The 25689-nt window shown below is 30.7% G+C and carries 23 protein-coding genes; 7 read left to right on the plus strand and 16 right to left on the minus strand.

The genetic code is table 11. The annotated features are described in order from the left end of the window. Window positions 1-61: 61 nt before the first annotated feature. The gene (locus tag RBH29_RS00565) at window positions 62-1339 is read right to left on the minus strand and encodes a peptidylprolyl isomerase (protein WP_306694341.1); all 1278 of its coding nucleotides are present in this window, start codon (window positions 1337-1339) and stop codon (window positions 62-64) included. A gap of 428 nt (window positions 1340-1767) precedes the next feature. Between RBH29_RS00565 and RBH29_RS00570 the strand changes: the two genes are divergently transcribed. Next, the gene (locus RBH29_RS00570; protein ID WP_306694343.1) at window positions 1768-2580 is read left to right on the plus strand and encodes an ion transporter; all 813 of its coding nucleotides are present in this window, start codon (window positions 1768-1770) and stop codon (window positions 2578-2580) included. 122 nt (window positions 2581-2702) lie between these two features. Here the strand turns inward: RBH29_RS00570 and RBH29_RS00575 are convergent, their stop codons facing one another. From RBH29_RS00575 to RBH29_RS00600, 6 genes are read right to left on the minus strand one after another with little or no spacing between them, the layout of a single operon-like run. Then, entirely contained in the window at window positions 2703-3398 is a 696-nt protein-coding gene (locus tag RBH29_RS00575; protein ID WP_306694345.1) for a hypothetical protein, read from the minus strand. After that, entirely contained in the window at window positions 3367-3498 is a 132-nt protein-coding gene (locus RBH29_RS00580; RefSeq protein WP_306694347.1) for a hypothetical protein, read from the minus strand. Before RBH29_RS00580 ends, RBH29_RS00575 begins: the two co-directional genes overlap by 32 nt. Beyond that, a complete protein-coding gene (locus RBH29_RS00585; RefSeq protein WP_306694348.1) occupies window positions 3491-4123 on the minus strand; it encodes a DUF58 domain-containing protein in 633 nt (210 codons plus the stop codon). Before RBH29_RS00585 ends, RBH29_RS00580 begins: the two co-directional genes overlap by 8 nt. Window positions 4124-4153: 30 nt before the next feature. Beyond that, the gene (locus RBH29_RS00590; protein WP_306694349.1) at window positions 4154-4684 is read right to left on the minus strand and encodes an RNA-guided endonuclease InsQ/TnpB family protein; all 531 of its coding nucleotides are present in this window, start codon (window positions 4682-4684) and stop codon (window positions 4154-4156) included. After that, the gene (locus tag RBH29_RS00595) at window positions 4638-4844 is read right to left on the minus strand and encodes a hypothetical protein (protein WP_306694350.1); all 207 of its coding nucleotides are present in this window, start codon (window positions 4842-4844) and stop codon (window positions 4638-4640) included. The genes RBH29_RS00590 and RBH29_RS00595 overlap by 47 nt, the downstream gene beginning before the upstream one ends. A gap of 39 nt (window positions 4845-4883) precedes the next feature. Further along, on the minus strand, window positions 4884-5648 hold the full coding sequence (locus RBH29_RS00600; protein WP_306694351.1) for a hypothetical protein: 765 nt from the start codon (window positions 5646-5648) through the stop codon (window positions 4884-4886). Window positions 5649-6159: 511 nt separating this feature from the next. Here RBH29_RS00600 and RBH29_RS00605 point away from each other — a divergent pair. Continuing rightward, on the plus strand, window positions 6160-6915 hold the full coding sequence (locus RBH29_RS00605) for a MerR family transcriptional regulator (RefSeq protein ID WP_306694352.1): 756 nt from the start codon (window positions 6160-6162) through the stop codon (window positions 6913-6915). Between the two features lie 135 nt (window positions 6916-7050). Here RBH29_RS00605 and RBH29_RS00610 read toward each other — a convergent pair whose 3' ends face one another. Then, the gene (locus tag RBH29_RS00610) at window positions 7051-8754 is read right to left on the minus strand and encodes a MutS-related protein (RefSeq protein ID WP_306694353.1); all 1704 of its coding nucleotides are present in this window, start codon (window positions 8752-8754) and stop codon (window positions 7051-7053) included. 587 nt (window positions 8755-9341) lie between these two features. Between RBH29_RS00610 and RBH29_RS00615 the strand changes: the two genes are divergently transcribed. Further along, entirely contained in the window at window positions 9342-10859 is a 1518-nt protein-coding gene (locus RBH29_RS00615; protein WP_306694355.1) for an ABC transporter substrate-binding protein, read from the plus strand. A 184-nt stretch (window positions 10860-11043) separates the two neighbouring features. Here the strand turns inward: RBH29_RS00615 and RBH29_RS00620 are convergent, their stop codons facing one another. After that, entirely contained in the window at window positions 11044-12372 is a 1329-nt protein-coding gene (locus RBH29_RS00620) for a cellulose binding domain-containing protein (RefSeq protein WP_306694356.1), read from the minus strand. A 182-nt stretch (window positions 12373-12554) separates the two neighbouring features. Between RBH29_RS00620 and RBH29_RS00625 the strand changes: the two genes are divergently transcribed. Further along, window positions 12555-14360 (plus strand): sensor histidine kinase, encoded by a 1806-nt coding sequence (locus RBH29_RS00625; protein ID WP_306694357.1) that lies wholly within the window; start codon window positions 12555-12557, stop codon window positions 14358-14360. Next, a complete protein-coding gene (locus RBH29_RS00630) occupies window positions 14353-15957 on the plus strand; it encodes a response regulator transcription factor (protein ID WP_306694358.1) in 1605 nt (534 codons plus the stop codon). The genes RBH29_RS00625 and RBH29_RS00630 overlap by 8 nt, the downstream gene beginning before the upstream one ends. A gap of 32 nt (window positions 15958-15989) precedes the next feature. Here the strand turns inward: RBH29_RS00630 and RBH29_RS00635 are convergent, their stop codons facing one another. Next, on the minus strand, window positions 15990-18782 hold the full coding sequence (locus RBH29_RS00635; RefSeq protein WP_306694359.1) for a DEAD/DEAH box helicase family protein: 2793 nt from the start codon (window positions 18780-18782) through the stop codon (window positions 15990-15992). A gap of 244 nt (window positions 18783-19026) precedes the next feature. On the opposite strand from RBH29_RS00635, the gene RBH29_RS00640 reads away from it, so the two are divergent. Further along, window positions 19027-19398, plus strand: coding sequence for a DUF234 domain-containing protein (locus RBH29_RS00640; RefSeq protein ID WP_306694360.1), 372 nt, complete (start codon window positions 19027-19029; stop codon window positions 19396-19398). A 95-nt stretch (window positions 19399-19493) separates the two neighbouring features. On the opposite strand, the gene RBH29_RS00645 is transcribed toward RBH29_RS00640, so the two are convergent. From RBH29_RS00645 to RBH29_RS00665, 5 genes are all read right to left on the minus strand, one after another. After that, complete coding sequence (locus tag RBH29_RS00645; RefSeq protein WP_306694361.1) at window positions 19494-20900, minus strand: ArnT family glycosyltransferase; 1407 nt, start codon at window positions 20898-20900, stop codon at window positions 19494-19496. A gap of 499 nt (window positions 20901-21399) precedes the next feature. After that, window positions 21400-22377 carry an endonuclease/exonuclease/phosphatase family protein gene (locus RBH29_RS00650; RefSeq protein ID WP_306694362.1) on the minus strand — a complete coding sequence of 326 codons (978 nt, stop codon included), beginning with the start codon at window positions 22375-22377 and terminating at the stop codon, window positions 21400-21402. A 382-nt stretch (window positions 22378-22759) separates the two neighbouring features. After that, on the minus strand, window positions 22760-23326 hold the full coding sequence (locus tag RBH29_RS00655) for a nitroreductase family protein (RefSeq protein WP_306694363.1): 567 nt from the start codon (window positions 23324-23326) through the stop codon (window positions 22760-22762). 19 nt (window positions 23327-23345) lie between these two features. Further along, window positions 23346-24209, minus strand: a complete 864-nt coding sequence (locus RBH29_RS00660) for an AraC family transcriptional regulator (protein ID WP_306694365.1) — start codon at window positions 24207-24209, stop codon at window positions 23346-23348. Window positions 24210-24350: 141 nt separating this feature from the next. Further along, a complete protein-coding gene (locus tag RBH29_RS00665; protein WP_306694366.1) occupies window positions 24351-24467 on the minus strand; it encodes a DUF1836 domain-containing protein in 117 nt (38 codons plus the stop codon). A 399-nt stretch (window positions 24468-24866) separates the two neighbouring features. On the opposite strand from RBH29_RS00665, the gene RBH29_RS00670 reads away from it, so the two are divergent. Beyond that, window positions 24867-25286: a hypothetical protein gene (locus tag RBH29_RS00670; protein WP_306694367.1), complete on the plus strand. Its 420-nt coding sequence runs from the start codon at window positions 24867-24869 to the stop codon at window positions 25284-25286. Window positions 25287-25449: 163 nt separating this feature from the next. Here the strand turns inward: RBH29_RS00670 and RBH29_RS00675 are convergent, their stop codons facing one another. Then, complete coding sequence (locus RBH29_RS00675) at window positions 25450-25677, minus strand: Uxx-star family glutaredoxin-like (seleno)protein (protein ID WP_306694368.1); 228 nt, start codon at window positions 25675-25677, stop codon at window positions 25450-25452. Between the last annotated feature and the right edge of the window lie 12 nt (window positions 25678-25689).

Genomic DNA, 25689 nt, shown 5'->3' on the forward strand with positions numbered 1-25689 from the left:
TTGGTTTAAAAAAAGCCTTCCACCCATTAAGGGGGGGGGTGGAAGGCTTTTTAGATACTTTTTAAATATTTTCTTTATATTTAATAATCTCTGCTTCTTCTACCCAGCTATCAATTGTTTCTTCAGCAACCCTGTCTTGTTCTTTTTCATCTAAAAGTTCTTTTATTTCATCTCTCTTTTCTTCAAAATCAAATACTGATTCTTCAATCTTTTCATATGCCTTTATGATATGATAGCCATGCATAGTAGGCACTAAGTCTGAAACTTCACCTTCTTCAAGATTTAGTGAAGCTTCTTCAAATTCAGGAACGAATTGACTTCCCTTAGTAACTGAGTAACCATCTGGCTCTTGTTCCATACCTGGATCTTCACCATATTCAGCTATCAACTCTTCAAAATCTTCACCACTTCTTGCCTTATCTAAAACTTCTTCTGCCTTAGGCTTAATCTCCTCTAATTTTTCCTCAAGGAAACTTTCAGCAGCCTCTTGATCTCCACCTTGCATCAAACCCATATACTCATCTCTAGCTTCTTCTGATATGCCTATTAATACGTGTTTAACTCTAGTTTGAGCAGGCTCAATCAACTCAACCTCTTGTGGTTGTTCAGGCATCATAAAATCCATCTCTCCTCCAGTGTCACCATCTCTTTGAGCCTCTAACTGCTCATCATAATATTCCCTTAGAGCTTCCTCTGAAGCTTCTACATCTTCTACTAAATCATTAATATAATTGTTTACCAAGATTTGTTCTGCTATATCCTGTATATAACTGTCTTTTGTTTGATTCATCATAGCAATCTGCTCTAAAACATATTCTTCAGCTTCCTGCATATAATCTATTCCTGCGTCTTCTTCGCCTCCCTGCATTTGCATCTGCATTGCAATTCCTTCAATTGACCCTTTGTATTCTTCTTTAGCATCTTCCATTATTTCATCTGTTACTTCATATCCATCTTCATTTATTTTCTGTCTCATAACTGATCTATATATAAGATCTTCAAATAACTCGTCCTTAAATCCATCAATTTGAGCTAATACCTGCTCATCATCTGTAGTAGGATCCATCTGATTAGAGTCCATAGTGTATTTGTAAATACTATAAAAATCTTTATATAATATTTCTTCACTATTAACCTCTGCTATTACTACATTTTCTTCTTCCTCTGATAATTCTGGCAACCCAGAAACTGGTTGTTCTAATTCATCATTTTCTACTTCTCCACTTAAATCTTCAGATTCTTGTACTTTATCAGAATCACAACCTACTAATATCAAGCTAAAAGATAATACTAACACTGCAATAAATAATAACCCTTTTTTGCTTTTCTTTAAATTCATCCTCTAAATTCATCCTTTCAATTTTTTTTACTTACCAAAATAATTTAATCAATTGTAATACTAATTGTAACTATGAAGTATGTCATAGATATGTCTAAAGTGTAAACATTTTCAGTTGATTTTAACCCTCCCTTTTTAAAATTTTACATATAAAATATTATTTTCATAAAATTACACACTTACTGACTTTTACAACACAATTTTATTGGTTTGTGTGCAAAAACAGTATAACATATCATAAAAGAAGCTGCAATTAAAGTTTTATTTTTACTAGAATTTTAATTTTTGGATGTTTAATTGACCACCTAAATCATCTATACTATAATTAGAAGAGGCTTTGACTCTCAGTCATTACGTTAGGAATAGATTAAAGTGAAACTTGTTTTTTACCAAAAATACACAAACATTCAAGAAAGGTAATTTATTTTATGTTTATAAACAATAACTTTAAAAACAAACTCTATAATATTATATTTGAAACAGATACCTTTGCCGGTAAGGCTTTTGATATAATTCTTATAGTAACTATTTTGTGTAACAGTATTTTAATTGTTGCTGAAAGTATAGACGTTGTAAAAAGCTCTTATGGAGTATTTACAAACTTTTTAGGATGGTTTTTTCTAATTGTTTTTTCAGTAGAATACTTTTTAAGAATTTTTGTTTCAAAAAGAAAAAGAGATTACATATTCAGTTTTTTCGGCATCATCGATATACTGGCAATATTACCAGTATATTTAGGATTATTTTTCCCACAGGCAAAATTTTTAGTAGTCATCAGAATTTTTAGACTTTTAAGATTATTCAGTATATTTAAAATGGCTCGTTATATACACGAATCCAGTCATTTGATACGTGCATTAAAAGCCAGCAAACCTAAAATACTTGTTTTTCTCTTTACAATTATTTTTATCATTGTTATGGTTGGTGCAATGATGTATACCATTGAAGGCCCTAAAAATGGTTTTGATAATATTCCTGAATCCATGTACTGGGCTATTGTTACAGTTTCAACTGTTGGATATGGGGACATCTCTCCCCAGACACCTGTTGGAAAACTTTTATCAAGCCTGTTAATGATTACAGCCTATGGAATTATAGCTGTTCCTACTGGAATCATTTCTCACGAACTTGCTTTAACGTCTAAAAATGTGGCAGAAATAAAAACTTGTTCTAAATGTTCTTCAAATGCTCATTCAAATGATGATAAATATTGCCCTAAATGTGGAATACCATATGAGTAAAACTCTCTTTTAACTTTAGCTAAACATTAAACTTTATGTTTAGATTTATCTCACCTAAAGATTACAAGAAATCCTCCACTTTACAGGAATACTTATATGAGATGGAATCTTAGAAAACTTACTTAGTATAAAAGCCTACTTTGCCTCTTGATTATTTTAATACTTTCAACAACATTATTTTTAGTATCATCTACTTGGCTACTATATGGAATTTTTTCTCCATATTTTACCCTGTCGTACATTGAAGTTACTTTTCTAAAAGGTCTGTCTAATTGATTAATTTTTTCAGCCTTTTTATAAATTTCTCCAGTGCTATAGGACTTTTCTATATTTATACCTTTAATACTCATATTTTTTAAAATAAAACCATATAAATACTTTACTTTTTCTTTGGGATTTTTAATTTTTTCTGCCTGTCTTAATGCCTTATTCATACTCGGTATTGACTCTTTATTTTTACTCTTTTTTGAAATTCCAAGAGGCATAACCCTCTCAATGCTGTCTGTATAATAACTATTTTTCTCTTCTCTACACTCAGTTTTTTCAAATAAATTTATAATTTTTTCAGGCAATCCAGAAGCTTTATCAAACCTTTTAGAAAAAATGTTATCTAAATTGATTTGATTTTGTATTATCATAACAAAAAAGGCATATGTAAATGTAAAAATATAAAATTGATTTCTAAGATATTTTAGCTCTTCAAAATATGAAGAAAAAATCAATGCTAAAAGAATCATAACCGTGGCAACATATATTTTGACTCCACTTATTAAGTAATTATATTCTTTAAAATATGCTCTGATTGTAATCTTCTCCAAATAAAGAAACCCTCACAATACTTGCTATTGGATAAACACTTAGAAACATGGCTACTATTGACATAATTTTAAGTATAGTTTTTCTCTTTTTTTCATTCATAAGCATTTTCCTCCCTGTAAGGAATATAAATATCTAAATCCCCTGGTAATTCCTCTTTTTCACTTGTATTTAATAACATTATAGAAACCATGTTCTTTCCTTTTTTTATTTTTCTTATGGTATCACATATTTCTTTTGTCAAGTAAGATGTAAGTATTATGACTTCTGTATTTGAATATTCTTTAGAAATATCATTAATGAAATACTCAAAATCCTGAACTTTTTTTAATTTAAGCCTTGCAAGAATATTCAAAAGTCCATTTATATGTTCCTGTCCAGATGCCTCTTTCGTAAGTACTACGTTTTCATTTTCATTAACAGCACTTCCATTTGTAGAAAAGCTTAATGGCATCCCCTGCCTTAATGCTTTATTAAATATAGTTGCAGCAACTTTTATTCCAAATTCTATAAATTCTTTATTAATAACAGTCTCTGGTTCATTATCTTGAGATTGAATGTTTAAAATAACAGCAGTTCTCAAGTTAGTGGTAAAATCGTTCTTTTTCACCATGATTCTGCCTTGGTTTGCTGTTGCCTTCCAATGAATTTTATTTAAAGAATCACTTGCCATATATTCTCTTACCCCTGAAAACATAAATGGGTCATCGTTTATCCACCTTTTCACAATAGTGTCTCCTTTGACATTCTCCTCTCCCTAAAGGAAGAAGGATTCTTGCTTCACAAAGCTACTTAATGCAGACTCTCCACAAGCATAGTCGGTATGCCCTACCGAATTCTTAATATTAACAGAAGCATTATAGTCAGCATTAGTGGTATAGTTGCAATATTCGCACTCAAACAATGACTGACTTTTTCTATTATTTTTACTTATATGACCACACTTCGAACATTTTAACGATGTGTTTTTTGGATTAACATATATTACATCTCCACCTAAATACTTTTGCTTATACTCTAACATAGATTGAAAACTGTACCAACCTTGCATTAATATTACCCTATTTAATCCTGATTTAGCTTTTACATTTCGTCCTGGATTTTCAATAGTACCTTTAGCTGATTTAGTCATATTCTTTATTTTTAAATCTTCAAGTACAATTAATGCGTGGTTTTTGCAAAGCTTTGTACTCTCTTTATGTAAAAAGTCATTTCTTATATTAGCAATCTTATTATGTAATTTAATTATCAGGATATAAAAATTTTGCATAGTCATTAATGTTTTCATTTAGATGGAAGTAATCAAGTATTTCAACTGCATCAGGAAATACTTCATTTACCATGTTCCAAATCCACTGTGCTCCATCTCCAATTATTACAGTTTCTTTTATCTTTCCATATCCAGCTCTATCTGCTGCTGCAAATAAAAACTTTTTGAAATTCCTCACACTTCCCAAGTAAGAAACGTATTCTTTGTTTGTTATTATTTAGCTTCCATCTTTTCTTATTATAACATCACTGTCTTTAAAAACTAGCCCTAGCTTCATTTCTTTCCATGTTGAACCTTTATTGTTTTCTGTTCGTTTATTTAATTGTGATCCATCTGTAAGAATATATAATCGTCCTTCTTTTAAATTTTTTACTACTTCTTGCGGTGCTACATATTCTGGCCTTTCATATGCTAATTCTGCTTTAGTTTTTTCTTTTTCAAATACTCTTTTCCCTACTTCTTCAGATATTATCTGTTCTTGCGTAGGGTTAACCTTAATATTTAACAGCTTTTTTATTGCTTCAGTAGCTCTTTCAAAAGAAGGAATTAATTGAGACATATACGTCATTATTTCTGTCATTCCTTTTGTTATTCTGTGCTCTCCGTATATCTCAAGCTCTTTATCAAAAACTCCCTGTCCTTTCCGACATCTTCTGCAAAACAGCATATCTCTTGTTACAGGAACATATCCAAACATAGATAGTATGCGAGTTGTAACATCTCTTTTGGATATACCCCTTTTCTTCCCACAGGAACAAATTCTATTAACTTCACTTCTTACAACGTTGCTTAAAAATGCCCCCATCATTAGTAACACTATTTGGATAAGCGATTTCATTGTTTTTCTTGCTAATTTTTCCAAGGTAGTCATTGTAAGTTCGCCGTTGTCATCAAGCTTCACAGCTTCTTTAGCAAATTCCTTTAATACCCATTCCATTTCACCTATGTTTTTTGATACAATAGTATCGATGTTTTTAATCATAGTCTAAGAATCCCCTTTAAATTTTAATTCACATGGGTATCTTAGACTATGCTTTTGTCTATTTTCAATGGAGCTTTTAAACATGGTTTTTTATTCTTCACATAAATTAAATGCACCCCAATTTATTGGTTGCGTACATTTTTGAACACGATTATTAAAGGCACCTCAATTTATTCCCATATTACAGAGAGGAAAACTAGACTAAATATTTTTTATATCCCTATTGACATTTACGCAGCGTCATGGTTTATATTAAATATAAGATTATTTAACGGCCGATAAGTGATTAAAAATTTATAAGCAACTAGAAAAAATGTCAAAATCTTTACTCGTTAAGAATAAATTCTAAAGAATTGAAGATATTTTAATAACTACATGTTTGGCAATAATACTTTTACAATAATTATTTTGGATATTGCAAAATCATGTTCATTAATTCATGTATTGCATATAAACTTCATTGACTTCATGAAAAGTATTTATTGCAAGTAATAAATAAGAAGGGATGAGTATGGAATACAGTATCAATAAGCTAGCGAAGTTGGCGGGAGTTACTACTCGCACCCTGCGTTACTATGATGAAATAGGACTTTTATCTCCAAGACGGGTAAGTAGTAATGGCTACCGTGTGTATGGTGAAAGAGAAGTTAATCTTCTCCAGCAGATTTTATTTTATCGCGAACTTGATGTACCGCTAGATAAAATCAAAAGTATTATGTGGTCGGAAGACTATGACAGTATAGCGATGCTAAAAGGGCATCTGTCAGATTTAAAAGAAAAAAAGAACAGAATAGAGCTTTTGATTGCTAATTTGGAAAAAACTATTGCCTCATCGAAAGGAGAGATAACAATGAGTGATAAAGAAAAATTTGAAGGTTTCAAAAAGAAGATAGTTGATGAAAATGAAAAGAAATATGGGAAGGAAATTCGTGAAAAATTTGGTAACAATGTTATAGATTCCAGTAATGCTAAAATGATGGGATTGACCGCTCAGCAATATAAGAAGACAGAAGAATTGTCTCGTGAAATAAACCATTTCTTAAAAATAGCTTTTGAACAGGGGGATCCAGAAAGTGAGCTTGCCCAAAAGGCATGTGCTTTGCATAGAGAGTGGCTGGGGTATTTTTGGAAGCACTATTCTAAAAAAGCACATCTTGGATTGGCACAGACTTATGTGGAGGATCCTCGGTTTAAGAAATATTACGATGACATTTCAGTGGGTTGTGCTAAATTTTTCCAGGATGCAATTAAAATCTACTGTAAATAGTTTATTTTATCCTAACATTGTATAGTCTAACTGCACCTTATATAAGGTGCAGTTCCTGTTATAAGCTACACATGTAGATTCCATGTGTAGCTTTAGCCAAACGAGTTAACCTTATTTACACTAAAAGTTTTTTTCTTAATTTTTATCCTTTACAGTTTTAACAATGTTTTCAAAACTCAGTCCGTATTTGGAGGCTATATCTTTTGCATAGCTCTTTCCCTGTGGAATTCCCTGCACTATTTTATAAGTTCTTTTAGCCTGTTCACTGTTTTTTAGTTCTTTGTTCTCTATGACGCTGGATATTAAGCTTACTACTTTACTGCCCTCTGGTATTGACGAATTAAGTTTTTCCAGATTAAGTGCCAGTTCATGAAAATGAGTAGCAAAAATTGTTCTTGCACCAAGAAGTTTTAATCCCATAATAACTTCTTTTGAAATGTATAGACCTTCGTATGGACTGGTACTTTGTAATGATTCATTTAATAAAATAAGGCTGTATTGGGTTGCTTCATTAAATATTTCTTTTAACCTTTTAGATTCTTCTCCTAGACGACCCAATTGAGATTCAGGTTTTTCCTCAACAGGGAAATGCGTAAAAATTTTATCAACAGGACTAATAGCTGCTTTTTTACAAGGCACATAACTACCTAATTGAAACAGTATTTGAACTAGTCCAATGGCTTGAGTATAAGTGGTTTTTCCTCCTTGATTTGGACCAGTGAGTATGAATATTCTGCTATTTTTATCAAAATCAAAGTTATTACAAACTATTTTATCATTTAGTTTTTTATCTGTTTCTACATAACTCATATTTATTGCCAGATTTATGTTGTACATTTCGTTAATCTTATACTGCCTTTTCTCTTTTGATAAAACTTCCGGCTTGCACATGTTAAGTTCCATGCTTTTCATTTTGTATATTAACTTTTCTAATCCAAGTAAAAATATAATTTCAGTTCGTAAGTCTATCAATAATCTTGAGTTAACTTTTACATACTTTGCAATGGATTTTGCAATAGGTTTTGTGGCACTTTGAGTGATGTTATCAAGTTCTTTAAAGATTGCTAATTGAAATGGATTTGGTATGGATGCAATTCTATTGTTCTTTATTGTTTCAATTTCTTTAATTTCAACAAAAGGAGAAATTCCAGTTTGTTTACTAGTGGACTTTTTCCCAAACAAACGGTTCATTAGAGTATTTTCCTTATATGGTTCTTCATTTATTGAAACTATTGTAAACTCAAAAGGATGTAGTTTGGCGTTGAAATTAATACCAAGGGTTACACTGGATATTTTTCTCAAGCCCTTCTGAAGTTCTGGCAGTTCTTTTTCCATTGATTTAAAAACAACATCATTAGATACGTTTTTAATTTTCTCATATAATTTGTTTAAGCCAGTTGATTTAAGGTTTTTATTTGTTTCTTCAAATACTTTTTTTAGTTGAGTTATACAGCTAATATATGTATCCAATTCTCCAACTCTTGAGGCCGTTTCCTGCAATATAATCTCATGGAAGCTTCTATGTGTACTTATAATTAACAATTCATCCATCAAAGGAAGTATATTTTTAAAACAAGAAACTATTTGAGGATTATTAAGTAAATCTTCAATAACATCAAGTCGATACTTGATTACATTAGTATCTTCACTCAAATTTGTTAAGAGATCCTTAACAGATATTGTATGATGAGTATCTGGAGATAGTGCATTTGCAAGTTCTTGTAATTCCAGATTTGAAATCATATCACAGTTATCAGAAATAACCTGTTCAGAGTTCCTAAATACTTCTTTACTTGGCCAAAGCAAACTAATAAATTCATTTAAAGAATCTTCTGTCATACTTGTTTCCCCCGTTTACACTATGAAAATATTGCTTATAAATGAATGATTGTAACAGTAAAGAACAATACATCTATTTACCTAGCACATTAATATTGTTACATAAGAAAGCAGATAATGTCAACAAATAAAGGGTTTAACTTAAATAACATGCACCTTTGTGTTTGGGCGTATGTTATTTATGTGAATGAAAATATGGAAGAAACATTGTGGAGCAAGTTGTAGAGCGTGTTAATACGACGAGGAAAGGGAGAGCATTGTTTGAGCGATAGCGAGATTTGCTCGACCCCGAGGAGTATTTACACGCTCTAAACTGCGTAACTTTAGTTTCTGGAATATTGTTCTTCACATTTAATATATACACCCAATAAATTGATTCTTGTTGTTAATTCCCTTTAAATCAATTATAATAGAAGCAGGTGCACTTCGACCGTAAACTTAAACGTTGATTCATCTTTAGTTTCTGTAGTAGAAAGCTTTTTTGGAGGTGCAGAATCCTAGTTAAACCCTAAATATACTGGGAAAGGTAGATAAGATGGGTACCCCATAGGATTAAGGAAATGTTATGGAAAGTAAGGAGATAGAAAATGAGAACCTATAGAATAATATTAAATCTTATAATTTTAAATTTTATATGCCTCTTTATGCTCTCATGCTCCATTATGTCATCCCAAGAAACCAATACCCATGAAAAAGGCAAAAACAGCGAATGTTCAGAACTACCTCCTTATCATATTGTCTGGTATCACATTAATACACCTCAAAAGGATACTGAATTAGTTTTAGAAGAAGTAAATAAATACCTGAAAGAAAAGATAAATGCAACTTTAGAGATTCGTATGATAGGCTGGCAGGATTATGATAGGGAAATAGATGCAGTTATTGCTTCGGGTGAACCCTATGATATCTGTTTTACTGCAGCCTATAAAAATTGCTATACTCAGAATGCAGCCAATGAAACATTCATTGAACTAGATTTCCTTTTAAAAGAACACGGTAAGGGCATATTAAAAAACTTAGATCCTATTTTCTTTGAAGGTGCAAGAGTGAACGGTAAAATATATGCTGTACCCGCCAACAAAGAGATAGCTCATCAAAATGCATTAATGTTCAATAAAAAATACGTTGAAAAATACGGATTTGACCCTTCTGATATATCCAGCCTTTATGATATTGAACCAATGCTTAAAATCATAAAAGAAAAGGAACCAGACATTATTCCCTATGCAGTTCAATCTGCTTACACCAATGCACCATCATTGCCTTTTGACACTATTATGGAGAATATTCCAGGAGCCCTATATTATGATAACAGAACGGAATATGAAATTATAAATCAATTTAATACACCGGAATATAAAGATTTTTTTACTACAATGCGTAGGTGGTATCTGGCAGGTTATATCCCTAAAGAAGCAGCCTTTGCATTGCAGTTGGAGGATTATGAAAAGAGTGGAAAATGGTTTGTTTCACCATTAAGCAATGTACCCCATTCTGATATAACTTTAAAAATGAGATTTGGATATGAAGTAGTGGTTGTCCCACTGCAGAATCCCATAATAGAAAATCGTGACTGTCAGGGTTCTATGCTCGCAGTTTCCAAAACCTCACAGGATCCTGAAAGGGTAATGATGTTTTTAAATTTATTGTACACAGACAAGTATCTTTATAATCTAATTGTCTTTGGAATTGAGGGAAAACATTACATTAAGAAATCTGAGAATATTATTGAATTTCCTGAAGGTATCAACCAGCATAATTCTTCATATACCATTGCACCCTTTACTTTGGGAAATATGTATTTATCATACTTTGACAAAAGATATCCCCCTACAATTTGGGAAGATTACAAAAAATTTAATCAATCAGCAGTTGAGTCTCCTCTTTTAGGATTCAATTTTGATCCAACTCCTGTCAAAAAAGAGATTTCAGCAATTCAAAATGCTTCATATGAATACTGGGGTCCCCTTGTTACTGGAGCTGTTGATCCAGAGGTATATTTACCAGAAGCAATATCTAAATATACAGCTCTTGGACTTGATAGAGTAATAGAAGAACAGCAACGGCAGCTGGATGAATGGCTGGAGCTAAAGAAGGAAAAATAGTGCTGACTAACAATTATATTTTAGTATTTAAAATTATATTAATCAGCACTAAGGAATACCTTAGAAATAACGCCCTATTCTCAAGGATAAAATCCTGATGATTTAACGGGTTTTGGACGATGAGAATCGGATGTTATTTCTTAGTTATTACTAAATTAAATTATCAACACTATTTTTAAATACCTTACTTAAAATATTTATCAAGGAAATTAAGCACAGTATTTTGATATTCTATCTTGTCTTCTGTAAGAAACCAGTCACAGTGCCCTGAATTAGGCATATAATGAACTTCTTTGGGCTCATTTGCACTATCATAAAGCATATTGGCATCAGACACTAATACAAGTTCGTCCTTTAAACCGTGGAGTATAAGTACAGGTGCCTGGATATCCTCTATTGCAGAAGTATAGTCGACGCATTTATATATTTCCTCTGTCATATCCTGTTCTAGAGGAAGGTTAAGATATCTTTTCATCCACTCAAGCCAATCATTATCTCTCTCCATACCGTATATCTTACCTAGGTAAGCCATTGCAGCGTCTGATATAACAATTTTGATATCCTCTTTATATTTGCTTCCAGCAGCTATGGCTTTACTTGCTCCATAGGAGGCACCACAAATACCTATTTTATCATTATCTACATCGTGTCTGCTTTTTAAATATTCAATTGCACACCCAATATCTTCAACATCCTTTCTTACATCGCCTACATATTCTTTAGGAGTTTCATAATAATTCCATACCCTTGCATTATAAACTAAAACCTGATATCCTGCGTCAACGAGAAATCCCATAGACTGTATAGCTTCAGCTGCATAGCTATTTCTTCCATGCATAACAATGATAGTACCTTTTGGGTTTTTAACTGGGAAAAAAGCTCCTTTTAATTTTAATCCATCTTTAGTTGGTATATAAACCGTTTCATATTTTTGAGTAACAACATCCTTAAAAGGATCTTTCTCCATTATGGAGTAACCTATTGTAAAAGGATGTTGGGATTCAAATACAATGCCGTAATAGATAGCAAAATCAGCTAATGACTTCTGCATTTCTTCTGCTTCCCTAGAAGCTGTGTAATCCTGCCACTCTTTATCTTTTTGGGCAAGCTCATCATATATATCCGAGAGTTTAAAGTCTGAAGGTTCGCTGACCTGGCCAGGTTTACCGATAAAACCAAAGGTTACAGATTTTCCTTTCTCAATTACCTTATTCCAATCTTTAAAGGTAACAACATAGCGATTGTCTTCATGAGTTACAATCTCTGCGTTCCATATGTCTGTTATTTCGCTGTCTAAGTCAAATTCAAGTTTCCACTGATCAATTTCCTTATCACCGTTATTTTTAATGGTAATACTACCCAAAAACCCTGTTTTCCAGTCTGCTAATTTTTCAAAGGAAACTTCACTTTCTGAAGCTGCACAAGAAGGAACAGCATTAAATAATACCGGTAAAAGAAGACATAAAACAATAGTCAATAAAAAAATTCCACCCCTATAATTTCTCATATACATATAAATACCTCCTTAAAAAGTTTATTGATGTTATAAATTAAGTTTATTTCAAAGGCTTCTACATTTAAAGTCTAAAAATTTTAGTATTATGTATTAATCACAGAAATTTTTCAAATGGTTTTATTGCACATAAAATTAGAATGAGTTACAATAATAATAAGATTTTATAGGGTGCTGTGATTATGATTAAAAAACTCTACACAAGATATTTTAAAAACAAGTTTTTTAACCGAATGTTTATTATTTTCTCTGCCATTTCAATCATTTCTATTCTCTCTTTAGCATTCATAGCCGCAAAATACATAAACATGTCTTATCTGCAAAAAGAAAAGGAATATAATAATCAGGTTTTAAATAGCATGGAAAGATATTTTGAGTCAAAACTTGAAGAGTCCAGAAATATTGTTCAGCAGATATACATGAATTCTCCTATGCACCAGGAGATAGATAATTTAATAAAACGAGGATACGAAAGTCATTTGACGTATAAATTAGATAGATTCTCCCAGAGTCATGAGGCTACCTATATTGGTTTCGAGAAATATTTTGAGTCAACCATATATAACGCTGAGGATATAAATAGTATTACTATTTATAGTAAAGAAAAAAACGAGGTTTTTATCTATTCCGATATTTTGAGGATATCAGATGAAGTTATGTTCTATAATGAAATTGATAATGTTCTGTCCGGTATATGGGGGAGAAAGATTTTACCTGACCATAACGTTAAATATCCTTCAAGGAAAGAGAATACACTAATTTTTACTATAGTCTATCCTGTTATGGATCGTTTTTCATTAGACGTTACTGGTTTTATATCTATTGATTATGATATATCTGCCATAAATAAACTGATTTCAAAATATGCAGATTTTAAAGGCAGTGTCTTCATATATACAGAAAAAGGACAAGTTATTTTTGATTCTCTAGAAAAGCTCTATGAGAAAATGCCAATGGAAATCAAACAAGCCTCTAATCAAAGAATGAGTGAGGCAGATATTATCAGTACTAGGAATTTGGAGGATTATGGAGTATCAATTACGGTACTAACCAGAAATCAGCATATGGGTAAAGGTAACTCCCCTGCAAAGGCAATTTTTTTAATAGCATCAGTTTGTATTATAGGGGCAGTTTTTCTTGTATTCATGACCATAACTACCTTTTCAAAGAGAATTAAGCTGATATTTACAGGTTTTAAGAGAGTAAGAAATGGAGATCTCACTGCAAGAATTCCTATTAATGACCTAAAAGATGAGATTAGTGAAATGGCTGCTGACTTTAACTTGATGTGCGATGAAGTTGAAGGATACATAGAGAGAATATATGTGTCTGAAATAAAGCAGAAAACAGCCGAATTAAAGGCAATGCAGGCACAAATTAATCCTCATTTTTTATACAATACCCTAGAATCCATAAGAATGAAAGCAGAAACAAAGGGAGCTTATGAAGTGAGTGATATGATTTATATTCTTTCAGAATTGTTCAGACACAGTGTTAAAGGAAAGACAATAGTAAGCATCAATGAAGAACTGGAATACTCCTTAATGTATCTAGAACTGTTTCAATTAAGATACAATGATATTCTATCAGTAGAATGCAATATACAAAAAGAAGCTCTTTGCTTTGGAATTGTTAAACATTCGATACAGCCTATCATTGAAAACTGCATCAAACATGGGGTAGATATAGAGAAAGAAGATAATATCATTATAATTAAAATCTATATAAAAAATAAAGAACTTTATATTCATATAATTGATAACGGCAGAGGGATAAAGAAGGAAAAGCTCTATAAGTTAGAAGAGTCCCTTACTAATAAAGACAGCCGTGATGAAGAGGGCCTGGGTCTGGTAAACGTAAACAAACGGATTAAATTAGTCTATGGTAGTGATTATGGTATTTATATTTTAAGCAAGTATGGAAAAGGAACTGAGGTTATTTTAAAAATTCCTGCAAAAACTAAAGAGGAGATGGAATCTGATGTATAAATTGTTAATAGCTGACGACGAGCCATCTATAAGGGAAGGACTTAAAAATATTATACCTTGGGATGAGTACGGTATAAAGATTATTGGTACTGTTTCAAATGGACTAAAAGCACTAGAAGCTGTGCAGTTAGAAAAACCAGATATTTTAATTACTGACATTAAAATGCCTCAAATAGATGGTCTTAAGCTCATAAAACTTGTAAAAGAAAAGAAGATTGAAATTAAGTTTATAGTATTAAGTGGATATGATGATTTTGAGTACCTTAAAGAATCAATAAAACTTGGCATTGAAAATTATCTTCTAAAACCTGTGAATCGCGATGAACTAAAGGCTACTATTATGAGCACTATTGATAAAATTAAAAATAGTTTTTATAAAAAGATTTATTTAGAAGAAGATATACGGATTATACGAGATAATATCCTTTTTAGATGGATTACCAATTCCATTGATAAAAATGAGCTTTTAAAAAGGTCTAAGATGATAGGAATTGACCTTGAATCTAAATGTTACTGCACGTGTTTTATAAGGCTAATGCATGAAAGGAACAATAATGTTAACCTCAAAAAAAGAACAAACTCTTTGATTTCTAAAGCCTATGAAATATGCAGTAAAACAGTTGAAAAAGATAATAGTGGAGTAACCTTTTGTGCTCCTGATGGAGACATTATTGTTTTATTCATAGAAAGAGAGCAGGTTCTTGAAAAAATAAATATCAGAAAAGTTCTTGAAAGTTGCCTGTTTTCAATAAATGAAGAATTAAATTGTAATGTTTTTATCTGCATTGGCAATGTTGAAGGAGAGTTTAGTTCAGTCCACAAAAGTTATTTAGGTGCTGTAAAGCTTATGGAGTACAGCTATATTCTGTCTCCAAATAGAATTATTGATTTTGAAGATATAAAAAGTTTTCGCCCTAGTAAGAAAATAGTATCTGATAAAATTAAAGATTGCTTAAAAGAAATGTTTTTAAAAAATGATCAAGCTGGAATAGAAAATCTAATAGATGATATTTTTTTATCAATTCCGGAAGGAAATTGGGAGAAACTTACCATTTTACATTCTGCAGCATTGCAGTTTCTCATAGAAGTGATAGGAATAGCCAAAGAATTACTTCCTGCTGGCAGAGTCTTCGAAATTATGGGAAGCCCTTCTGCAGATATTTCTAGACTAAAAACAACGGAACAGACAACAGAAAATTTAAAAGAAATATCAAGAAGACTTTTAGTCTTTGTAAATATGAAAACGTCCAGCATAAACCCATTAATTAAAAGGTTGTTGGATTATGTGAATTCAAGTTACATGGAGGATATTTCTATAAAAACCTTGGCTTATAAACTAAATACTAATGCAAATTATCTCGGACAGCTGTTTAAAGAGGAGATGGGAAAGTATTTTTCCGATTACTTAAATATCTATAGAATCAATAAGGCTAAGGAACTCCTTCTAAATAAGAATTCTAAGATAAGTGATATTTCAAATTCAGTGGGCTATAAAGACCCAGCATATTTTTATAGAATATTTAAAAAGTATGCTGGTTTATCACCTAAAGAATTCAAAAACTTTCACCTAAGAGGTGATATAACTACTAAAAAGTAGAATCCTTTGGGGGTCAGGCTTGAATAATTTACTTATTTAATAAGTCTTATCAGATCCCTTAATGCCTCACGAACTTTTTCTAGCTCTATTACATTTACATTTTCCCAAAACTCTTCTTTTTGAACTTTTTCAATTATATGCTTTTGTTCTTTTACTTTAGGTATATTATATAACTTAGATAATTCTTTTGCTGTTTTTACAATGCTTCTTATAGGCTTTTTAGCATTATTATTTTGAAGTAGTGCCAAATTTACAGTATAAATAAGATAATCAAACCTTTTTGCAAGTTCATCATCTTCTATAGGTGGAATTAATGGTGAAATATGCTCTTTTATTTCTGATACTTTTTTTACATCTAAATGTTCCCATTCATCCTTATTTTTATAAGTATCCACATAACGCAAATGAAGCTTTACTCTAAAACTTTCTTCATTTAGAGATAAAACTTTATCCCTTAAATCTTTTACAAGACTCTCACGATATTTTATATATTTGTCTTTCTCATATTGTGTGTCTTGAAGCTCCCTTACAATATTAACTTTTAAATTGTATATCTTTTCGGATAAAGACTTTTGTATTCCTAATCCACCGGTATTTTTCTCAACACGGAAAAATTCAAAATTATTGCAAAAATCAAATATTAAAAACTCTTCCTTGTCAATTCCCACACCAAGTAAATCTTTGCAAGGTCTTGTTCCTCTTCCTATCATTTGCCAGAATTTAGACTTAGAACGTACTTTTTTGAAAAACACAAGATTTAATATTTCATGAATATCTATACCTGTATCTAGCATGTCCACTGAAACTGCAATTTGAGGAAACTTATCTCTTGTGGCAAAATACTCCATTAAAGAATCTACATGATTTATGCTGTAATCTATCTGTTTTATAAAATCTTCTTCAAAATCTGGATATATTTTATGGAATCTATCTACAATAGCTTTTGCATGAAAACTGTTTTTTGCAAATATTATTGTCTTTCCAAGTTTTTCTCCAGCTTCAACTTTTAAACCCTTATCCATAAGCCTATTTAAAACCATATCAATGGTACTTTCATTAAAAAGCCATTGGTCTATGTCATTGCTTGATAAACTATCATCTATAATTTCATCATCTTCAAATGTATTTTCAAACTCTTCCTTCTCTTTATCACTCAAATCATTATATAAAATACCATCTGCCATTATTTTTGGCTTAACTTCAATTGTTGAATAAGGTACAAGATATCCATCTTCTACAGCTTTTTCAAGGTCATATACAAAAGTGGTTATACCTTTTTCTAACTCAAATATTTTATATGTGTTTTTGTCTATTTCATCTTTTGGGGTAGATGTAAATCCCAATAAAAGTGCATCAAAATAGTTAAAAATGTCTTTATACTTTTTGTAAATGCTACTATGACTTTCATCTATAATAATAAGGTCAAAGTACCCTGGAGTAAAAAGTCTTTTTCCAGATTCATTTTTAGTTTCGTCAATTGCATTCATCATTTCTGGATAAGTTGAGAATATTATGCAAGCCTCCTCTGGATTATCAATTTCATCTAAAAGATTACAAAGGGGCAAATTGGGTAAAAGATTTTTAAAATTGCTTTTTGCCTGTTGTACAAGAACTTTTCTGTCTGCAAGAAATAATATATTTTTTATATATCCATGACCCTTTAGTATATCAACAATTGATATGGCTGTTCTGGTTTTTCCACTTCCTGGTGCCATAACTAAAAGCATTTTTCTCTTTCTTTTCTCTATCGCCTCACAAACTGCTGTAGCAGCTTCCCTTTGATAGTATCTGTTTGCAATACTACTGTTTATATCTATATTTTTAAGAGGTTTTTTATTCTTTCTTCTATTTACAATAAGCTGCATCTGATCCTTTGTAAAAATACCTGCAACCTGTCTTTTAGGGTATCCCCTTTTATCATCTATAAAAAGTATTTCAAATCCATTTGTAATGAAAATTAATGGCCTCTGTCCATATCTCTCCTCTAAGCAGTCTGCATATAGTTTAGCTTGCTGCAGTCCACCAACAGGATTAACACTGGCTTTCTTTGCTTCAACTAATGCTAAAGGCTTTCCATTATCACCATATAGCACATAGTCAACAAAAGCTAGACCTGAAGGAGTTTCCATCCCCTCTACTCCTACTTCTTCTATATAGTCTCTTCCTAATATCCAGCCTGCAAATTTTAATTCCACATCAATATATTTTTTTCGTGTCTGTTCTTCGCTTATACTGTCAACCTTAAATTTATAGTTTTCTGATGCCCTCACTCTATTTGCCGTCATTGATTTTCTAAGCTTCTCATTTTCACTTCTCATTTGTTCAAGCTTTTTATCTTTTGCACTAAGTCTTTCATACAATTCCTGCAATTCTTCTGGCCTTTTTCGCCTTTCCCTACTCTTTTCTAAAAGTGACTCATCAAAATCTTTAACATTGTACTTTTCTGAGTAACAATAATCTATCCATCTTATAAACTCATGTAAATTTCTCAATGACAAAACAGCCTCATCCCAATCAATTTCTTTATTAGTGTGAACTGCTGTATTGCCAAGCTTTATAATGTATTTTAAAAGAGGAAAAAGTCCCATATCTATTATATCTTTAAAGGATGATTGATGTATTAAACTTGATATATTGTTCCGATATGGCACAGTTAAATCATCATCATTTGCATATACCCACTTAACTGAAAGCTCTAAAGCTCTTCTTGAAAGGATTGCACAGGTAGCCGGTGACACTAAAAGGCTCTTTTCTGCTTCAATTGCACTTTCTGCAAAATCACTATATTGCTCTTTAGTCTCTAAAAAATCAAAATTTGTCCCCATAATACACTATCTCCCCTTGTAGTTCCTCTTTACCTGTCAATACTATATGCTGTAGAATAATTGTCTTATATGACTTATTATATATTATATCAAATAAAAAGAATAATGTTTTAGACCTTTAAGTTATTCAAAAGAAAATATTTTCATTAACCCTTGACAAATCAAGCTACAACACACACTTTAATCATGATTAAATTTAATTATGATTAAAGTGTGTGAACCAATTGATAAAACCTATATCTATATGAAAACACTCATAGAGCTTCGAATAATAGAAAAAATTCTGCCTGTTACAGATAAAGCAAGAAACTTACCATTTGTATTTAAAAATATAGGTAAGTGGTGGGGGAATAACAAAATAGAAAAAAGACAGGAAAAAATAGATATTCTTGCTTTTTATGAAAACAAAGTTATATACGATGAATGTAAATACAAAAATGAAAAAATGAGTACTGAAGTCTATTTTGATTTAAAGAGCAAGAGTGAACTTATAAATATAGGCTCAGAAAAGTACTATTATTTATTTTCAAAATCTGGCTTTAAAAATAAGCTTATCGATTTATCTAAAAAGGATACTAAGATAAAGCTCGTGGATTTAATGATGATAGTGAGTTAACCTACTATCTGTGATACATAATGCTTAGGGAGAATTGACGCATACATATTTATGAAATTTAAAGCTATATAGTTTTCTTTGTTGCCTTTTTTTACTTATTTTAAATCTTCTTTTTTTAATATAATGTCACTATTTATCAAGCTATAGCTCGCAATAATTGCAAATATTGAAATTGCAGGAAAGTGATATCTGCCAGCAACTTCAGTTATCATATGTAATGCAATTATACCTGATATTATGATATATAAAAAGATAATCTCATAATTATTCTTTTTCTTAATTACAATAAATGCACTTATTCCAACTAGAACTAACATAATATAATAATAAATATTACATAAAAAATTTAATCTGTTGTAATTTTTAATAAAATCAATAGATGAAATCTTTTCCTTATCCAGACCAGAATTAATATATTTTAAAACATCATCATCAGATGACCACATAACCTTGTGTTTTCTTATAAGTAAATTAACGTTTTGAAAAGATTGATATTTAAATCTTGCTATTCCTTTCCTAAGAAGTTCATCCTGTACTTCCTGTGGGCTTTTTTCTTTATCTTTCATTAATTTATTAAATACATTTGAATCTTCGTAATTCCATACACCGTTGTACTCAATATTTGAGCCAACAAAAATACTAAATCCCATTGGGGATTTTGCTATATCTTGACCCAGTGTATTAACTATTAAAAAGTTAAGAAAATTAGATGTAATGAAAAAAAATATTGGTAGAAAAATAAATATGACCACTCTAACTAGATTATCTTTTACACTCTCTATTTTAGTATTCTTTGCAAACACAAAATAAAATATACCCATAGCAATTATCATTAACAATCCAAGTGGACGTATCGCATTTAATATTGCACATAAAACTCCCAGTAATATAAATAAAATAGCTGATTTATAATAGTTTTTATTGTTTTCATAAATATAGTAAAAAATCAATATGCATATTAAATTAATAAAAGTAAATAAATGTTCAGTTGCAACAAGAGAATTATAAAAAATTTGTGACGGCCATAATGCCCATAATAGTGCAGCAATAAAGCCACATCTTTCACCAACTATTCTCTTTCCTATAAGATAAATGAGAAACACAGTACCACAACTCAAAACTATATTTAATAATTGTGCTACTATGACTTCGGCACCAAAAATTCTATACACCATTGACAATACTGCTGGATAACCAATAACATGAGGAAAAAAAGAAATGTAGTTATTTCCATCCAGATTACCATTAACTAACTTTGAAGCTACACTATGATAATTACCAAAATCCGATACTGGAACAACATTTACAACATTAATCCATATTAACCTAGTAACAAATGTTAATAATATTAATGAAAAAATCAATATCTTTCTATTATTAAAAATAAATTTATTATCTTTTAAAAATTTCTTCGCCAAAAATAATAAAGCCACTGATAGAAAGAAAATATATATTATAAGCATTATATTGTTTTTAAATACCGGAGCTACAGGCTTACTCAAAGAAATTATTAGACCTGTAAACAAAACAAATAGCACCATCAATATTGAAAAAAAGACAGAAATAAAATATTTTAAGTTTTTTATAACTATACCTCCTTCAATAATATTGTTTTTTTACTCTGTAATAAACAATATTAAAGTTTATACAATGAATATTCAAAACGTATAGTAATCATGCTCTTATGTATTTTGAGGGCATGATTTATTTTAAATAATAGATTCCACCTATGTTTAAAAATTACAGGATATATATTATTATTTTCCGTTTTTGTTATAGATATAAACTTGTAGTAATAGTCCTAGTGTTCCAGATAAAAATAAAAACCCACCACCAGTTGTTTCTACAATTCCAGTAATTGGTCGAGGATTATCAATACCATAAAACACCAAAACAATACCTATTAACAAGGAAACACCAGAAAAAAAATACATAACTTATTAATTATATTTTTGTCCATATTATTTCATCCTCTCTTTTTATATTTACCTCAAATCATATCTAATTTACAGCTAATTCAACCAGTATGGGCTTATGATCTGAACCTAAGTCAGATCCAGTTTTTCTTTCTATCACAGTAATGTCTTCACTGACTAAACAATGATCTATTGGAATTTTAAAAAATGGAATCATTGATGGCCAAGTAGGCTGAATACCCTTTCCTAACCTGGTATCATATACATCCATATCTCTAGAGAACTCTTTAAAAATATTTGTCCATGACGTAGTATTTAAATCACCTATAACTATTAGACTGTCACTAAACTCAGACCTTTTTGAAGCTAAATCTCTCAACTGGTTGTTTCTGTCTTCGAAATAATTTGCCCCCATAGGTGGAAGTGGGTGCGTGCCAATTATTGTAACTTCTTTCCCATTATGCATAAAGTCTGCTACAACATTAGGAACACGAGAACCTCCATAGTATTCAATACTTTTATCTTTTAAAGGTATTTTACTTAATAAAGCAATTCCAAAATTATCTTCTCTAGGTTTTATAAGACTGTATTCATAAATCTCAAACAGTGGCTGAATATTTTCTATCCACTCTCTATTCACTTCCTGCAAAACAAATAATTCAGGGTTTTCTGATTTAATATATTCAATAACACCTTCATAATTATCATTATCTGTATAGACATTAAAGGATATAAGGTTTAGCGTATTACTATTTTCAGGCATAACATAATCAGAACTTGAAAACTCCAAATAAAAAGGTGCTATATGAAAGAAATTAACACCTAAAACTAGTATGGCCAAACTCAAAAATTTCCACGTCTTTAATAATAAAAACGTCACAGTAAATAATATTGCAACTACAAAATATTGAAACTTAAAATGTGCAAACAATTCTAAATACCATGCAAATCTCCCAAAGTATCCAACAACATTACAAATAAAAAATAAAGCAAATAGAGCCTCCACAAGTCCTTTTATTGATATAGATTTAAAATAAGATTTTTTATTTACACAATCACTCATTTAAATGCTTCCCCCCAAGTTTTAGTTTAATCTTATAATATACTTTATGGATAAAATCATCAATACATTTTAAATCTTTTTATCTTATTGACATGAAACATTTTCACCATCTAGAGACTAACGGAGTTCAATCTTAAATTCTGAAAAACAAAAAATACTCTAAAGTCATTATATAACTTAGAGTATTTTATAATATTTAAGTGAACTCGTTTAGCTAAAGCTAAACATCGAGGCTTCAGGTGGAGTTGAGTCTCCACCTTCTAGAAGGTGGAGTCTTAGAATAAGATAAATCATATATTTACTCTATTAGAAATTTATCATTTATTCCAAGAATATATCTTCTCATTAATGATGAATCTGTTGAGTTAGGTAACTTTTTAATCTATACCCAGTCAACAATAACCTCTTTTTTCTCAGGTGCTTGTGGAAATTCTTTCAAAGGATACCCAAAGGCTATAGGTCCGAATACCACTTCATCTTCCTCCAATTTTAAAACAGATGCTTTAAAATTATCATCTACTGCCATAGTGGCAAATCCAAGCCAACAACTTCCGATCTTCAGTGATCTTGCCGCTAACATCATATTTTGACAAACCATAGGGCAATCCACTTCATAGCTGACCATTTTTTTACCTATAACAAATATTATTGCAGGTGCAGAGTAGCATATTGAGTCTTCTAATGCATCATCAAATTCTTTTCTCATATTTTTAAAATACTCATCTGCATTATCCATAAAAGCTGCATATATAGGTTTGGCATTTTGAGCAAGTTTTTTTATTATTTCATCATTTGTTACAACAACAAAACGCCAAGGTTGAACGCCTGCTCCTGTTGGTGCGTAATTACCAGCATCTAAAATTTTCTTGATTGTGTCAACCTCAATTTTGCGATTAGAATAAAACCTAACAGACCTACGATTTTTAATGTTTTCAATTACTTCATTCATAAATAAAACCTCCCTATAATTAATCTATTGGAACACATATATCCATCTCAACATTTGAATTGCCAAGTGTTGTTTTTGTTTGATCATATATCTGAAGATCACGACCTGTTTTTGAAAGCTCATAACCTGAACAAGGTAGCCAGTCTTTGTATATATAACCATATGTATTTGCAACTTCTTTAGCAGAACCAGTGTGCGAAAATACTAGATATCGTGAATAAATTAGCTCAAATTCTTCCATGCCCTTTGGTACAGTATAATTGTTACCAACTTCAACACAGACAGTATGTATCAGTGTGTCTTCATCCTTATATCCATTTTCACAAATACCATAAATAATATTGGCCTTTACTTTTCCCTGTATTTCATCTATTCGTTTTTTAAATACTTTAGAATGAAATTTTTCAATTGTTGATTTTTCAGCATTTTCTCTAAGTGTAGTAAAAAGCTTCATTCCTACAGCTTTTTTTGCTTCGTGTATTACTATTTTGGGTTGAATACCACTTTTAGAATTATTGTTTATTCCTAAAAGACTTATTTTGTCAGAAATCTGGACTTTGGTCTTTAGCTTTCTATATCTAGCTGGAGTTATACCAAAATGTTTTACAAAAGCTCTAATAAACACTTCTTGAGATTCAAATTTATTATCTAAAGCTATGTCAATTATTCTTAAAGAGGTATTATTTAACTGTTTAACAGCTCTTCCAAGTCTTCTTTTTCTAATATAAGACATTACTGGTTCTCCTGCCATTGCAGAAAACATTCTATGAAAATAATACTTTGATAAACATGAAATTTTAGCAAGTTCATCTAAAGTTATTTCCTCGTTGAGGTTTTCATCAATATAATCAATTGTGTCTTGAATTCTTTGATAGTAATTCAATGTATTCCCCCCTCTTAAAACACATTTTATCATTATTATTGTATCAAAAATTGATGTTTTTTGCTTTTAATAACTAACAATCATTTAGTCGCATTAGAAAGATATTTATCTATTAGCTTTTCTGCAAGTTTTTTATGTGCATTAGCTTGTGCAACCAGAATAACTATAGTCAAGTATAAGCAAAATTATATAATCTTTACTGTATCTTTTGTTTTGGAGAGGCATAAGAACTTTTGCTTTTGTATAGTTATTTATCATTATAGTTAGTTTCCTCAATAATATTATGCGGTATTAAAAACCACATCACAAGCTTTAGATAACAAAATAATGAGATATTTAACATTAGAATGAGATAGAGGTTAAAAATTTTATAAAATCACGTATTTTAAATTAATATGATGGAAAATAAACCAAAACCAATCTTGTAGTATTCAATACTACGCGATATACTATAGTTAACAAGAAGTTGCAGCAACAACAAACAAGATATCTTGTTTTAAATAAATCAAGCAAAAGGCCGATGCTTATAATAGTACAAAAAAGTGTTTTTTTAATTTTATATCTTTGAGAAAAATATACATAAAGAACGTGCAAAGAACAAGGGGAGCTTGAAATATCCGGATTAAAGCAATACTCAAAAGAAGAGGAGAGTGAAATATGTGGACTAGGAGAATACTTAAAACAAGAGCAAAATCTGTGCTAAGAGTTTCATACTGGAAAGCATTTTTAGTTAGTCTAATCATTATGATTGTTGGTGGTAATGGCAACTCACCAAATTTCAATTGGAATTCAAATAATAGCGGTGGCTATTCTGAACAATTTTTTAACATGGGTAATTTACCCTTTATAATCTTAACAATGGTCGGAATTTTTATAGGGGCACTGATGTTCGCTTTAATATTTAGAATTTTTCTTGGTTACCCATTAGAAGTTGGAGGAAGACGCTATTTTTCTAGAGCAGCACAAGATGATGTTAACATGAATTATTTAGGCTTTAGCTTTGCAAACGGAAGATATGGTAATATTGTAAAAACAATGCTGTGGAAAGGTCAGTTACTTTTCCTTTTTCAACTTTAATATTTTGCTAAAGAAAAGTAAAAGAGGACTAACGCCCCTTTTACTTTTCTTTTGTAATCCTTATCTCTTATAAATTCTAACGATCTAATTTCTTAAAAAAATCAATGCACTTTCTTAGGTAATAAAATTAAAATGAGACAAGAGAACCGTCCCCCTGTCTCTGTCAGGAAATCAGGCTATCAATCTTCCCCTTATCAAATCCTATTATTATTTCTCCACCTACATCAATTACAGGAACACCTCTTTGACCTGATTTGTTAATCATTTCACTTGCTGCATCTCTGTCCTTTGAAACATCAAATTCCTGAAACTGAACATTTTTTGACTCAAGATACTTTTTCACCTGTATGCAATATGGGCACGTTGGTGTTGAATAAATTTTTACATCCATTGTAAAACCTCC

This window comes from Herbivorax alkaliphila (assembly GCF_030848475.1).
In the GTDB taxonomy this organism is placed as follows: domain Bacteria; phylum Bacillota; class Clostridia; order Acetivibrionales; family Acetivibrionaceae; genus Herbivorax.

Bases quoted from the DNA above. Each gene is read 5' to 3' on its own strand.
- RBH29_RS00565 (WP_306694341.1), bottom strand. From the start codon at position 1,339: ATGAATTTAAAGAAAAGCAAAAAAGGGTTATTATTTATTGCAGTGTTA.
- RBH29_RS00570 (WP_306694343.1), top strand. From the start codon at position 1,768: ATGTTTATAAACAATAACTTTAAAAACAAACTCTATAATATTATATTT.
- RBH29_RS00580 (WP_306694347.1), bottom strand. From the start codon at position 3,498: ATGAATGAAAAAAAGAGAAAAACTATACTTAAAATTATGTCAATAGTA.
- RBH29_RS00590 (WP_306694349.1), bottom strand. From the start codon at position 4,684: ATGAAAACATTAATGACTATGCAAAATTTTTATATCCTGATAATTAAA.
- RBH29_RS00600 (WP_306694351.1), bottom strand. From the start codon at position 5,648: ATGATTAAAAACATCGATACTATTGTATCAAAAAACATAGGTGAAATG.
- RBH29_RS00605 (WP_306694352.1), top strand. From the start codon at position 6,160: ATGGAATACAGTATCAATAAGCTAGCGAAGTTGGCGGGAGTTACTACT.
- RBH29_RS00610 (WP_306694353.1), bottom strand. From the start codon at position 8,754: ATGACAGAAGATTCTTTAAATGAATTTATTAGTTTGCTTTGGCCAAGT.
- RBH29_RS00615 (WP_306694355.1), top strand. From the start codon at position 9,342: ATGAGAACCTATAGAATAATATTAAATCTTATAATTTTAAATTTTATA.
- RBH29_RS00620 (WP_306694356.1), bottom strand. From the start codon at position 12,372: ATGTATATGAGAAATTATAGGGGTGGAATTTTTTTATTGACTATTGTT.
- RBH29_RS00625 (WP_306694357.1), top strand. From the start codon at position 12,555: ATGATTAAAAAACTCTACACAAGATATTTTAAAAACAAGTTTTTTAAC.
- RBH29_RS00630 (WP_306694358.1), top strand. From the start codon at position 14,353: ATGTATAAATTGTTAATAGCTGACGACGAGCCATCTATAAGGGAAGGA.
- RBH29_RS00635 (WP_306694359.1), bottom strand. From the start codon at position 18,782: ATGGGGACAAATTTTGATTTTTTAGAGACTAAAGAGCAATATAGTGAT.
- RBH29_RS00640 (WP_306694360.1), top strand. From the start codon at position 19,027: ATGAAAACACTCATAGAGCTTCGAATAATAGAAAAAATTCTGCCTGTT.
- RBH29_RS00650 (WP_306694362.1), bottom strand. From the start codon at position 22,377: ATGAGTGATTGTGTAAATAAAAAATCTTATTTTAAATCTATATCAATA.
- RBH29_RS00655 (WP_306694363.1), bottom strand. From the start codon at position 23,326: ATGAATGAAGTAATTGAAAACATTAAAAATCGTAGGTCTGTTAGGTTT.
- RBH29_RS00665 (WP_306694366.1), bottom strand. From the start codon at position 24,467: ATGATAAATAACTATACAAAAGCAAAAGTTCTTATGCCTCTCCAAAAC.
- RBH29_RS00670 (WP_306694367.1), top strand. From the start codon at position 24,867: ATGTGGACTAGGAGAATACTTAAAACAAGAGCAAAATCTGTGCTAAGA.
- RBH29_RS00675 (WP_306694368.1), bottom strand. From the start codon at position 25,677: ATGGATGTAAAAATTTATTCAACACCAACGTGCCCATATTGCATACAG.